A 13,079-nucleotide genomic window follows, 5' to 3' on the forward strand; every position below is an offset into this window, starting at 1 on the left:
ACAATAATCAGGACTTGACTTGTTTTATAGCAAATATCGGGCACTTTCTTAGGTTTATCGGTCAGAATTTCATTTTATCGGTCACTTTTCAGATATATCGGTCAGATTTCATTTTTATCGGTCACTTTTCAGATATATCGGTCAGATTACATTTTTATCGGTCACTTTTTCCATATATCGGTCAGTTGGCTCTATGGCGGTCTTTTTTGACCTGATCCTGAGTCATTAAGTCCCCACAGCCTTTCAATCGGTGTACGAATAGAAAGGCTCTCCAATCTTAAGCTCTGCAGCACCGTTATAAAAAATAGCATCCGCCAAATTTTTTAATAACCTGGCCGTATGTATTTAAAACAACAGCTTATAAGCCTGTATCCCAAAATATATACCAAAACCAATCAAAGACAGACCGGACAATATCGAAATGAATGCCAGGATCTTGCCGGTTAAAAATCTTCTGAAGCTGCTGGCAACTCCGGCCATTGTTAAATCCCATAGTAATAGCCCGATAAAGATGGCGCAACTGTATAAAATTACGTGTGGTTTATCATACTCAGCTGCTGTTTTTGCGAGGACTGAACCATAAATGCCAAGCCAGAATAAAATAGTCAAAGGGTTTGACAATGACATAAGAAAACCTGACATGAACGATTTTATGGAAGATTCGTCATTCCCTCTTGTGCTAGAAATAACTTTTCCTGCACTCAACAGGCTTTCCACACCTGTGTAGACTAATACAAAAAATCCAAAGCACCACAAAAAGGCTTTCATAAATGGGATTTCTAAAAAATGAACGACACCCAGATAGACAGCAAGCATGTAAACGGCATCTGCAGTCATGGCGCCCAGTCCAACAAGCCAGGCATGGAAGAAACCGTTTTTGATTCCTTTATCAAGCTGTGCTGCATTGATAGGACCAATCGGTGCCGCCAGAGAGAGACCCAAAAATACATACCCTAGAAAAATACTCATATATACAACTCCCTAAATTCAAACACTGTTAGTACAAATTCTATTCAGTCTTAAAGCAGGATAGGACAACTTTTACATGAGCAGGATATCCTAGCCGTTTTATTGTGTGGCATTTTCGGGAATAACAAAAAGGATATATAAGAGCAGAGAACTTCTGGAGGGGAAAACATGGCGATAAACATGTCTGAGAATCAAATTACCCTTGAAATTATAAAAGCATTGAAAGAAACAAGGAGGTTTCATTTTCAGAGTATAATTACGGAGCTTCAGCCTTATGATATAGCCCGAATTTTTGAAGATTTGCCGGTAAAGCATCACCCGCGATTTCTTCTTTATATGACCCCCGATCAGATCGCCGAATTAATTCAGGAACTTGAACAGGATCACCAGGCAAGAGTACTTTCATTATTAGGAATTGAAAAGTCAGGTGAGGTTCTTGACCTGATGGATAATGACGATATTGCTGCTTTATTGGAAGGGATGTCAGCAGAGAGGATGGAAGAGCTTCTATCCGGCATGAAGCTTGAAGAATCCCGTATCGTAAAAAGCATTATGAAATATCCGCCTGAAACAGCAGGGAGGCTAATGACAAATCGTTTTGTCTGGATACCCCAGCTTTATACGGTCAGGGACACTGTGGAAAAAATGAAATCATTTGCTGAATACTCGGAGACAATAAACTATCTATACGTCATAGATGATGACAAAAAACTGGTTGGTGTTGTTTCTTATCGCGATTTAATCCTTGCCAATGAGAATGAAAAGATAAAGGACATTATGTACAGCAGAGTCATTGCAGTAGCAGCGGATACAGACCAGGAGGAGGTTGCAAGGCTGATCGAGAGGTACGATTTTCTGGCTATTCCCGTTGTGGAAGAAGGGCAGCTTGTTGGGATTGTTACATTCGATGATATTATAGATGTCGTGATTAGCGAGGCCAACGAAGACATTGAAAAGCTTTCTGCCTCAGGAAGGGCGATCGACTTTGATACAAAGCCTCTTGTTGCAGCGTATAGAAGGCTTCCATGGCTTATCCTTCTATTATTTATTGGTATAGTTTCGGGTACCATTATCAGCGGTTTTGAAGAAACACTATCTCAAGCTGTGGCACTTGCCTTCTTTATGCCTATGATAGCTGGAATGACCGGAAATACTGGCACTCAATCATTAGCTGTTGTCGTCCGTGGACTGATAAATAGAGATTTGGATAAAAGGCTAGTAACAAAATTGGTTATTCGGGAGCTCAGCGTCGGGATCATTATCGGAGTGACCTGTGGAATCTTAATAGCAATAATTGCATATGTATGGCAAGGCAGTTTTGTCCTGGGTTTAGTGGTTGGCACATCTTTAATTATAACTTTAATTATCGGAACTCTTGCAGGAACAGTAATTCCACTCATTTTGTACAAAATTAATATTGACCCTGCTGTTGCATCCGGACCCTTAATTACAACATTAAATGATATTTTGTCATTACTTATTTATTTTGGGCTGGCAACCATTTTTATAACAAAACTGACTTAATTTGTGTTTTCTAGCATAAAAATGACTCCCCTGCAAAAAATAAAATGAAAAAAAGCAGGGGAGTGTTTAAAAATGGATGTTAGACGTGTAAAGCAAATTCTTTCATCATCAGCAGATATTGAAGTAAAATACAACGGTGCTTCTGTTTGGATTGATAAGTTAAATGAAGATGGCCGTACAGCTACAGTTCATTTGCGCGGCCCTCTTGAAGAAAGGTCAGAAGTAGAAATTGCTGAGCTTCAAGAGCTGTAAACATTCAAAGGCCGCCAAAAAAGGCGGCTTTATTTAGTATATTTCATCATTAGATTCTTTTTCGGTGCGTTCATTTAAATATTGGTTTTCAGCCGCAGCAAAATTAACTGACTGAAGGCTGACATCTTTGTCGATTCCATATAAGTCCTTTCCGGTATCTTCCAAAAATGTTTGTTTCCTTTTCATTAAGATCGCCTCCTTTTAAAGATATGTTTCCGTTAGTATGGACAGGGAATTTGTATATCATAATAGGGAAAAATGAACAAGAACCTTTTACAGAAGTGGGAAAATGTGAAGAAAAGTAAGTAAATATTTTTAAGCAAAACTCTTTACATAGGATACGGGGGTATAATATTATTAGCTTAAGGGGGCGGATCAAATGGCTTTTGAATTGGAAAATGATGAATTATTGGCGGAGAGCTGCTGTTCCATTGACTCAGACCGGAAAAGTCACCATTCAGAAAAAGTAAAAAAGAATCTGACAACTCGTTTAAATCGGATTGAAGGACAAATACGCGGAATAAAAGGACTTATAGAAAAAGATACCTATTGCGATGATGTTATAACACAGATTTCTGCAACTCAGTCTGCCTTGAACAGTGTAGCAAAGCTTTTGCTTGAAGGCCATTTGAAAAGCTGTGTAGTAGAAAGAATTCATGAAGGCGACGATGAAGTCCTGGATGAATTTTTGGTAACCATTCAAAAATTAATGAAAAAATAAGGAGATGTTAAATATGGAAAATGTAACATTAAAAGTTAGCGGCATGTCATGCGGCCACTGTGTAAAAGCAGTGGAAGGCAGCGTTGGAAAATTAAACGGTGTAGAAAAGGTATCTGTTGATCTTGATAACGGTCAGGTACAAGTACAATATGATTCTTCATCGGTATCACTTGAATCAATCAAGGAAACAATCGATGATCAGGGATATGATGTAGAATAGTTTTTAAACGATGGAACGTGTGGTCTAATAGCACGTTCTCTTTTTTTAAAAAATTTGTCTAATTATTTTTGGTTGACACATAGGGTAGAGGGGTATAGTATATTAAGTGAAATCAAAATTATACGTCACTTAATTTAAGGAGTGGTATTTATGAGTGATGCGGCATTAAGAGAAGTTCAGCTTCCTATATCAGGCATGACCTGTGCGGCATGTTCTTCACGCATCGAGAAAGGGTTAAATAAACTTGAAGGTGTTAAGGAAGCGAATGTTAATCTTGCACTGGAAAAAGCATCAGTCAAGTATAATCCAGATGTAACATCTGTTGAAGCCTTTGAGAAAAAAATTGAGGACCTGGGTTATGCAGTTGTTTCTGAAAAAGCTGAATTTGAGTTGCTTGGCATGACCTGCGCCACTTGTTCCCAGCGTATAGAAAAAGGGCTTAATAAGATGGCCGGTGTCAAAAAAGCTGTTGTCAATCTTGCCCTTGAGACAGCGACTGTTGAATATAATCCTGAACAGGTAACTGTCCAGGACATGATAAAGAAAGTAGAGAATCTCGGTTATCAGGCCAAAGTAAAACAAGATGCAGAAAAAGATGGTGCAGATTACAGGGAGAAAGAGATCGAGAAGCAAAAAGGGAAATTCATTTTTTCCTTAATCCTTTCCATTCCTTTGTTCTGGTCAATGGTTGGCCATTTTGAATTCACACAATTTATTTATGTTCCTGATATGTTTATGAATCCGTGGGTGCAGCTCGCACTTGCAACTCCTGTTCAATTTTTCATTGGAAAGCAATTCTATGTAGGTGCATATAAAGCGCTAAAGAATAAAAGTGCCAATATGGACGTTTTAGTGGCTCTTGGTACTTCAGCTGCCTATTTTTACAGTCTATATCAATCGATTTTATCAATTGGCACGGATACTCATATGGTAGAGCTTTACTATGAAACGAGTGCCATATTAATTACCTTGATTATATTGGGTAAATTATTTGAAGCTCGTGCCAAAGGCCGTTCTTCAGAGGCTATTAAAAAGCTAATGGGGCTGCAGGCAAAAACAGCTACTGTTTTGAGAAATGGGGAAGAGCTAGAAATCCCCCTTGAAGATGTACTTGTTGGCGATATCATCTATGTAAAGCCAGGCGAAAAAATTCCTGTGGATGGCGAAATCACGGAAGGCCAGTCCGCATTAGACGAATCCATGCTAACCGGGGAAAGTGTACCGGTTGATAAATCAGTCGGCGATACAGTTATTGGATCCACAATCAATAAAAATGGTTTCTTGAAAATTAAAGCTACTAAAGTAGGCAAAGATACTGCCCTTTCCCAAATAATCAGAGTGGTTGAAGAGGCGCAGGGCTCCAAAGCACCAATACAGCGCCTGGCAGATAAAATTTCCGGAATCTTTGTCCCTATCGTCGTATCAATAGCCGTTATTACCTTCTTTGTTTGGTATCTGTGGGTTAGCCCCGGCGAGTTTGCAGAAGCCCTTGAAAAATTAATTGCTGTGCTTGTTATTGCATGTCCTTGTGCACTGGGATTAGCCACGCCAACATCCATTATGGCAGGTTCAGGCCGTGCAGCGGAATATGGAGTTCTTTTCAAAGGCGGAGAGCATTTGGAATTAACTCATGAAATAACTACAGTTGTTCTCGATAAAACAGGAACCGTAACCCACGGAAAGCCTGTATTAACGGATGTGATTGTGGAAGGGAACATGGAAGAAAACATTTTCCTTCAGCTTGCTGGTTCAGCCGAAAGGCAGTCAGAGCATCCATTGGCTGAAGCAATTGTTAAGGGAATAAAGGAAAAAGAGATAACTTTATTAAATCCTGAAGAATTCGAAGCAATTCCGGGCTTCGGAATTAAAGCAAGAGTGGACGGCAAAGATCTGCTTATCGGGACAAGAAGGTTAATGGAGAAATATGAAATAGACATTGCCACAGCAAGGGCAAAAATGGAATCCCTTGAGGACAATGGGAAAACGGCGATGCTTGTCGCGGTTGATGAACAATATATGGGGATTGTAGCCGTTGCGGATACTGTAAAGGAAACATCCAAAGAAGCGATCAAACGCCTGAAGGATATGGGTCTTGAAGTTGTTATGATCACAGGTGATAATAAGCGGACTGCCCAGGCGATTGCAGAAGAAGTAGGAATTGACGCCGCTATTGCGGAAGTTCTTCCAGAGGGAAAGGCAGATGAAGTTAAAAAGCTTCAGGAACAAGGCAAAAAAGTCGCAATGGTTGGTGACGGCATTAACGATGCTCCTGCCCTTGCGGTGGCGGATATCGGAATGGCTATTGGAACAGGTACGGATGTTGCGATGGAAGCTGCCGATATTACGCTGATGAGAGGCGATCTGAATAGTATTGCAGATGCAATCCTAATGAGTAAGAAGACAATACGCAATATCAGGCAAAACCTGTTCTGGGCTTTCGCTTATAATACGCTTGGAATTCCAGTAGCAGCTTTAGGTTTCCTTGCCCCTTGGCTGGCAGGTGCTGCGATGGCTTTCAGTTCAGTCTCAGTCGTATTAAATGCGCTTAGATTACAAAGAGTAAAATTAAATGCATAGAACGGTTAAACAATAGCAGACGGAAGGAGCTGGCTATTATGAAAAAGTGGGCTGGGGCTGCCATTGCCTATTTGATTCTTGTTATGGCAGGTTATGCTATATATGATGGATTCTTTGCCGAACCTGCGCAAGAACAGCATGAAACTGAGAACCACGAAGTAAATGAGGATGCTGAATAACATCCAAAATTAGGGGAGTAAAAGAAATAATTAGATTATTCGAAAGGGAGGCTGTTAAGTTGAAGGCAAAACTCACAATTTATACAAGGCCTACTTGACAGGATTGCCAGGCAGCGAAAGAGTTCCTTTCGCAGAATAATGTACCATATAATGAAGTTGATCTTGCCAAAGACCCAGAGAGGGAACAAGATCTTATCCATTTAACCGGCAGCCGAATTGTCCCAGCCTTTCTGTTTGAAAAAAAGAAATGGTATGGCGGAACAAAGAAAAAGCATTTTATAGGCTTTGAGATGAACCAGGACGTTATTAGAAATATGATTGAGAAAGATTGATTTTAACAAAAAGACAGAAGGAGAATTGCTCTCCTTCTGTCTTTTTTCCTAATACATTATGTCCTCCATTTTGTCTTTAGCCATTTGTTTAAAGACACTGCTCGGCATTGCTCCCTTTGTTCCATGGCAGCTCTCAAACATTTCTTTCAGTTCCTGGTTGGAAAATTCGGGGTGCATTTCCTGCATGAGCGGCTTCACTTTTCCAAAGTTCAAAAAACCTTCAGGTGATTCGTTTCCTGCTGCTAGAATGGCAGTACCTGAACCAAGAATAAGGGAAACGGAGAATATTCCAGCAATCAACCTTTTCATTTTTGAATCACTCCTTTTTTATTGCATCTTTAGATTACAGGATAATTGTCGAGAAGTTATCGAGGAATATTGAACTAAATGTGAATTGATTAATTTAAAAATTTGTAATCTAGTATTCCCTATGATAGAATTACCTACAATATATAGTGATTATTATAAAATGAAAAACTACATATAGATCGTGATTGGTGTTCTTAAATGGACTTAAAAGGGAATCCGGTGAAAATCCGGAGCTGTCCCCGCAACTGTAAGTGCAGACGAACAAAGCATGCCACTGTACAAGCCGCTTCATGGTGCTTGTATGGGAAGGGCTTTTAGTAGAGTGAAGCACAAGCCAGGAGACCTGCCAGGGCGATCGAAAGTTTCTTATCTTCGGGGATTGAGATGATGAAACGATGGTGTAATAGCTTTCCAAATAAGTACTGGTTCCAGCTATTAACTTTCGTTTGATCCGCTCATTTTCCGGGCGGATTTTTATTTTGCCATATAGGAGGAAGCAAGATGGTACATACATTACAAACGAATGCAGTCATAGAGGAGCTTAAAACAGAATTTCCGAAGCTTGATATTGACTTTTTACTTAAGAGGTCCGAAGAGATGAATCACCTCAAGGAAGAAGCGCTGTATGATCAGCTGATTTTAGAATGTTTGTCATTGATAAGTATGGATGAGCCTGATTGGACCTTTGCGGCTTCACGCCTTCTTTTAAAAAAATTGTATCAGGAAGCAGGTGAAAACAGAGGTTGTTTGCCGGAGGATTGCTACGGCCACTTTTATCAATTGATCAAGCGGCTGACAGCTCTGGAAATCTATGAAAAAGATTTATTAGATACATACTCACAGGAGGATATCAATGAGCTGGCAGCAATTATTAAAACGGAAAATGATCATTTATTTACTTATTTAGGGCTGAAAATGCTGGCAGACCGGTATCTAGCGAGGGACAGGCAGAAAAATCTGTTTGAGCTGCCGCAGGAACGGTTTATGATCATAAGCATGGTTTTAATGAAAAAGGAACGGCCGGAAAAGCGGCTGAAGCTTGTGAAGGAAGCCTATTGGGCCATGAGCGGTTTATATATGACAGTGGCCACGCCCACACTGGCTAATGCGGGGAAAAACTGGGGACAGCTTTCCAGCTGTTTTGTCGAAACGGTCGATGACAGCCTTGAGGGAATCTATGACAGCAATACAGATATAGCCTCTCTGTCGAAGAATGGCGGGGGAATCGGTGTCTACCTGGGGAAAATCCGCAGCAGAGGCAGTGATATTAAAGGCTTTAAAGGCGCTTCATCAGGTGTCATTCCATGGATGAAGCAGCTGAATAATACAGCGGTCAGTGTGGACCAGCTGGGACAGCGTCAGGGAGCGATCAGCGTTTATCTGGATGTATGGCATAAAGATATCTTCTCTTTCCTGGATGCAAAGCTTAATAACGGAGATGAAAGACAGCGTACCCATGATTTATTTACCGGAGTGTGCATCCCGGATTTGTTTATGGAGAAAGTTGAATGCCGCGGGTATTGGTACTTGTTTGATCCTCATGAGGTACGGAAGGTAATGGGTTTCTCGCTTGAGGACTTTTATGACGAAGGTGAACGGGAGGGATCTTTCCGGCAGAAATACAAAGAATGCATTGACAGCCCTCTGCTTTCAAGAGAAAAGGTACCTGCAATCGATATTATGAAGTCAATCATGAAAAGCCAGCTCGAGACCGGAACTCCCTTCATGTTTTATCGGGATGAAGTAAATAGGAAAAATACAAATTCTCAATCCGGAATGATCTATTGTACAAATCTTTGTACAGAGATTGTTCAAAATCAAAGTGTCACTAAGAGAACGGAAGAGTATACCAAGGATGGGAAGATCATGATTGAAAAGATACCTGGAGACTTTGTGGTTTGCAATCTTTCATCTATTAATCTGGCAAGAGCCTGCCAACATAATGTCCTTGAAAGGCTGATTCCGATCCAGGTACGGATGCTTGATAATGTGATTGATATTAACAGGATTCCAGTAATCCAAGGACAAATCACCAATCAAAAGTATCGGGCGATTGGTTTGGGGACATTTGGCTGGCACCATCTGCTTGCACTGAAAAAGATTCCATGGGAAAGCATGCAGGCAGCGGACTTTGCTGACAAGCTCTATGAAAAAATTGCCTATTTAACGATAATAAGCTCTATGACGCTTGCAGAAGAAAAAGGGGAATATCCAGCTTTTGAGGGATCTGACTGGGAGACTGGCGCCTATTTTGAAAAAAGAGGATATTTGAACACCAACTCTAAGTTTAACTGGACGGCATTAAAAGAAAAAGTAAAGAAAGTTGGAATCCGCAATGGATACTTGATGGCGGTTGCTCCCAATGCATCGACCGCCTTGATTGCAGGCAGCACCCCAAGTATAGATCCTATTTTTAATAAACAATATTCCGAGGAGAAAAAAGATTACCGGATTCCTGTGACAGCTCCTGACTTAAACAGCGAAACCATCTGGTATTACAAGTCTGCCTACCATATTGGCCAGGAGTGGAGCATCCAGCAGAATGCCAAAAGGCAAAAACATATTGACCAGGGAATTTCATTTAATTTTTACATCCCTAATAATATAAAAGCGGTACATCTTTTAAATCTGCATCTTAGTGCCTGGAATAATAAATTTAAAACAACCTATTATATACGTTCTACATCATCAGAAATAGAAGACTGTGAATCTTGTTCTAGCTAAGGGGAGAATCCTATGAATAAATTAAAAAAACGTCAACTAATCAACACTGCTGCACCAAATCGTGCAACTTCAATTATAAACGGGGAATGCTCTAATGTTCTTAATTGGGATGATGTCCGTTTTTCCTGGGCATACCCGAAATATAAAAAAATGCTGGCTAATTTCTGGACGCCATTTGAAATAAATATGTCACAGGATATAAAGCAATTTCCTGCGCTAAAAGAAGATGAACAAGCAGCTTTTTTGAAGATTATTGGATTGCTGGCATTGCTCGACAGCATCCAGACGGATTATGCAGGTAAGGTTGCTGATTATTTAACGGATTCGAGCCTCTCAGCACTTATGATCATTCTGGCACAGCAGGAGGTGATCCATAATCACTCTTATTCCTATGTGCTGTCAAGCCTTGTACCAAAACAAAAGCAGGATGAGGTCTTTGAATTTTGGAGGACGGAGCCTATATTAGCCGAAAGAAATCAGTTTGTAACGAATGGGTATCAGGACTTTACCGCAAATCCAAACCCTGAAAATTTGCTGAAATCGATTGTGTATGATGTCGTGTTGGAAGGATTATTTTTCTATTCAGGCTTTGCATTCTTTTATCATTTGGCAAGAAATCAAAAAATGGTAGCAACATCCACGATGATAAATTATATTAATCGGGACGAGCAAATCCATGTGGATCTGTTTGTGAAAATATTCAAAGAAATTTTGCAGGAAAATCCGGAACTCGATACAAAGGAATTGAAGGACTTTGTCCTGGGTACATTTAAGAGGGCTGCTGAATTGGAAGTAAAATGGGCTCGTTATGTGATAGGCGAGAAGACTGAAGGAATCTTGCTTTCCGATGTGGAGGCATATATCAAATTTTATGCAAATGTGCGCTGCAATCAGCTGGGCTATGAGCGTCCATTTGAGGGTTATCGTACAAATCCGCTTCGCTGGATTGTGGCGTACGAAGAAGTGGACCATGGCAAATCGGATTTCTTTGAACAAAAGTCACGGCAATATACAAAGGTACAAGTGGATAATGGATTTGACGAATTATAGATTTAGAATTTTTTCGATAAACCTTGCTGTTCTTGCAAGGTTTATTTCTATGCTCTAATTTAATACAATAGATTCAGTAGATTATATAATGAGCAGGTGCATGTATGAAGACAATTTTAATAACAGATGATGATCAGCATGTCCGTTTTTTAGTAAAGGAGCTTTTAAACAAGGAAGGTTTTCAAACCGTTGAAGCGGCAAATGGCTCAGAAGCTTTAGAACTGATGAAAAATGAATCCCTTGATCTTGCGATTATTGATATTATGATGCCCTATATAGATGGCTATAGATTAACAGAAGAGATAAGAAAATACTCTGAGATTCCTATCATAATGCTTACCTCGAAAAGCCAGTTAGAAGACAAAGAAAAAGGCTTTCTATTGGGAACGGATGACTATCTTGTTAAACCTTTTGAGCCAAAGGAGCTTTTGTTCAGGATAAATGCTCTGTTAAGAAGGTATGGAAAAAGCGAGGAAAAAAACCTGCGTTTAGGGAGCTTGCTTATCAATAAGAAAAGCTATGAGATAGAGCTGGAGGGCAAGATCTATATACTTCCTTTAAAAGAATTCGAATTGCTTCACTTTTTAGCTTCCCAGCCTAATCAGGTATTCAGCAGGGGGCAAATAATTGAACATATATGGGGCTTGGATTATGAAGGCGATGAACGCACAGTTGATGTCCATATCAAACGCTTGAGGGAGCGTTTTACAAAGGTTTCTAATGAATTCAGTATTAAAACCGTTCGAGGAATCGGCTATTCATTGGAGTATAGGCAATGAGATCTTTGTATTCAAAGTTTACACTCACCACAATCCTTATTATGCTGGCAAGCGGCCTTATTTCTTTTTGGGCATCCAATGCTTATTATCAGAACGAATTGAAAAGTCAAAATGATACTAAAATAGCCAGTATCGCTCTGGAAATAGCTGATTTTATTGGATCAGATGAGGATACTGATTTACATAACTATTTCTCACACCTCGGTTCCATTGGATACCAAATATTCATCGTGAATAAAAATGGTGAAGAGACTTATTACGGTTCTGGTTTTAGAGAGAGTAATTTACCGGAAGAAGCAAAGGAAATGGTGCTGAACGGAGAGGCATATCACGGGATTGCGGCCTTTCCTCATAAGACTTTTGTGACTGGTTTTTTTGCCAATGAATTAAAGAATACTGTGGGAATTCCTTTTGAATATAGAGGGGACAATTATGGCTTATTTATACGCCCGGATATCAAGCTTCTTTTTGGGGAACTGCACTCATTGATTGCATGGCTGGTTGCCGGAATGATAGTCCTTAGCGTAATTCTCGTTCTGATCAGTGCAAAATACCTGATTCGTCCAATCGGAAAGCTTAATCGCGCTACATCACTTATAGCTGCTGGTGACTTTGGGATTAAACTCAATATCAAGAGGCGTGATGAAATTGGAGAACTGGCTTCAAGTTTTACCAAAATGGCCAATAAACTTCAGAAAACCAATGAAATGCGCAAAGAATTTATCAGCAATATCTCCCACGATATTCAATCTCCACTTTCTAATATAAAAGGGTATATGAAACTTATAAAAGGAGGAGGAACACATGAGGAGACCTGGAAAAACATTGATGCAGTCGATTCTGAAATTGACCGCTTATCAACACTGACACGGCAGCTCCTCCTTTTGTCATCAATTGATAGCAGGGCCGACCTTCTTAATGTCCAAAAATATGACCTTAGTGAACAAATCAAAAAGGTTATTCGCCAATATCAATGGAATTTAAGTGAAAAAGGAATGATGGCAAGTTATTCTTTGCCGAAAGCCTATATAGTGGCTGATCCTCCTCTTCTCTATTCCGTGTGGGAAAATCTGCTGACAAATAGCATTATATACAGCAGTGAAAATGGGGAAGTAGACATTACATTGGTTGAACAAGAGGAACATTATGAAATCCTTTTTAAAGATAATGGAATTGGTATGGAACAGGAAGAGCTTGCAAGGATTTATGACCGATTATACAGGGCCGATACTTCCAGAACTCGTTCTATTGAAGGTTCAGGACTGGGGCTGGCAATTGTTTATTCCATTGTTGATTTGCATAATGGCAAAATAGAAGTAATAAGCAAGAAAGGGGAAGGTACCACTTTTACACTGACTCTGCCAAAAAAGCTCTAAAAACGCAGTAACAGAAAGATCCTGCTTAACCGCAGGATCTTTTTGCCATGTGCGCCCGGCATGGGTG

General features: G+C 39.9%; 13 protein-coding genes, 1 pseudogene and 1 riboswitch. Of the genes and pseudogenes, 11 read left to right on the plus strand and 3 right to left on the minus strand.

Translation table 11 applies throughout. The features are described 5' to 3' along the window. Window positions 1-345: 345 nt before the first annotated feature. Window positions 346-969, minus strand: coding sequence for a LysE family transporter (locus J7I93_RS17555; protein ID WP_214727196.1), 624 nt, complete (start codon window positions 967-969; stop codon window positions 346-348). 168 nt (window positions 970-1,137) lie between these two features. Here J7I93_RS17555 and mgtE point away from each other — a divergent pair, with 168 nt between their 5' ends. Both mgtE and J7I93_RS17565 read left to right on the plus strand, forming a co-directional pair. Next, window positions 1,138-2,493, plus strand: coding sequence for a magnesium transporter (gene mgtE / locus J7I93_RS17560; RefSeq protein ID WP_214727197.1), 1,356 nt, complete (start codon window positions 1,138-1,140; stop codon window positions 2,491-2,493). Between the two features lie 72 nt (window positions 2,494-2,565). After that, window positions 2,566-2,745 (plus strand): H-type small acid-soluble spore protein, encoded by a 180-nt coding sequence (locus tag J7I93_RS17565; protein ID WP_214727198.1) that lies wholly within the window; start codon window positions 2,566-2,568, stop codon window positions 2,743-2,745. 33 nt (window positions 2,746-2,778) lie between these two features. Here J7I93_RS17565 and J7I93_RS17570 read toward each other — a convergent pair whose 3' ends face one another. Next, window positions 2,779-2,931, minus strand: a complete 153-nt coding sequence (locus J7I93_RS17570; RefSeq protein ID WP_214727199.1) for a hypothetical protein — start codon at window positions 2,929-2,931, stop codon at window positions 2,779-2,781. Window positions 2,932-3,124: 193 nt separating this feature from the next. Between J7I93_RS17570 and J7I93_RS17575 the strand changes: the two genes are divergently transcribed. The 5 genes and pseudogenes from J7I93_RS17575 to J7I93_RS25220 all read left to right on the plus strand — a co-directional run. Then, window positions 3,125-3,466 carry a metal-sensitive transcriptional regulator gene (locus tag J7I93_RS17575; protein WP_214988252.1) on the plus strand — a complete coding sequence of 114 codons (342 nt, stop codon included), beginning with the start codon at window positions 3,125-3,127 and terminating at the stop codon, window positions 3,464-3,466. 13 nt (window positions 3,467-3,479) lie between these two features. After that, entirely contained in the window at window positions 3,480-3,686 is a 207-nt protein-coding gene (gene copZ / locus J7I93_RS17580) for a copper chaperone CopZ (RefSeq protein ID WP_214727200.1), read from the plus strand. A gap of 150 nt (window positions 3,687-3,836) precedes the next feature. After that, entirely contained in the window at window positions 3,837-6,263 is a 2,427-nt protein-coding gene (locus J7I93_RS17585) for a heavy metal translocating P-type ATPase (RefSeq protein WP_214727201.1), read from the plus strand. Window positions 6,264-6,301: 38 nt separating this feature from the next. Next, complete coding sequence (locus tag J7I93_RS17590) at window positions 6,302-6,442, plus strand: hypothetical protein (RefSeq protein ID WP_214727202.1); 141 nt, start codon at window positions 6,302-6,304, stop codon at window positions 6,440-6,442. A gap of 113 nt (window positions 6,443-6,555) precedes the next feature. After that, window positions 6,556-6,774: pseudogene (locus J7I93_RS25220) on the plus strand (glutaredoxin family protein); the annotation flags it as partial. Window positions 6,775-6,822: 48 nt separating this feature from the next. Here the strand turns inward: J7I93_RS25220 and J7I93_RS17600 are convergent. Then, the gene (locus J7I93_RS17600) at window positions 6,823-7,083 is read right to left on the minus strand and encodes a hypothetical protein (RefSeq protein ID WP_214727206.1); all 261 of its coding nucleotides are present in this window, start codon (window positions 7,081-7,083) and stop codon (window positions 6,823-6,825) included. Window positions 7,084-7,252: 169 nt separating this feature from the next. Further along, window positions 7,253-7,447, plus strand: a riboswitch (cobalamin riboswitch). Between the two features lie 137 nt (window positions 7,448-7,584). On the opposite strand from J7I93_RS17600, the gene J7I93_RS17605 reads away from it, so the two are divergent. From J7I93_RS17605 to J7I93_RS17620, 4 genes are all read left to right on the plus strand, one after another. Further along, window positions 7,585-9,807 carry a ribonucleoside-diphosphate reductase subunit alpha gene (locus tag J7I93_RS17605; protein WP_214727208.1) on the plus strand — a complete coding sequence of 741 codons (2,223 nt, stop codon included), beginning with the start codon at window positions 7,585-7,587 and terminating at the stop codon, window positions 9,805-9,807. Window positions 9,808-9,819: 12 nt separating this feature from the next. After that, window positions 9,820-10,857, plus strand: a complete 1,038-nt coding sequence (locus J7I93_RS17610) for a ribonucleotide-diphosphate reductase subunit beta (protein WP_214727210.1) — start codon at window positions 9,820-9,822, stop codon at window positions 10,855-10,857. 104 nt (window positions 10,858-10,961) lie between these two features. Continuing rightward, the gene (locus J7I93_RS17615) at window positions 10,962-11,636 is read left to right on the plus strand and encodes a response regulator transcription factor (RefSeq protein ID WP_214727211.1); all 675 of its coding nucleotides are present in this window, start codon (window positions 10,962-10,964) and stop codon (window positions 11,634-11,636) included. Next, window positions 11,633-13,012: a HAMP domain-containing sensor histidine kinase gene (locus J7I93_RS17620; protein ID WP_214727212.1), complete on the plus strand. Its 1,380-nt coding sequence runs from the start codon at window positions 11,633-11,635 to the stop codon at window positions 13,010-13,012. The genes J7I93_RS17615 and J7I93_RS17620 overlap by 4 nt, the downstream gene beginning before the upstream one ends. Window positions 13,013-13,079: the final 67 nt, after the last annotated feature.

Origin of the sequence: Bacillus sp. ISL-47 (assembly GCF_018613175.1) — a bacterium.
Classification (GTDB): Bacteria; Bacillota; Bacilli; order Bacillales; family Cytobacillaceae; genus Cytobacillus.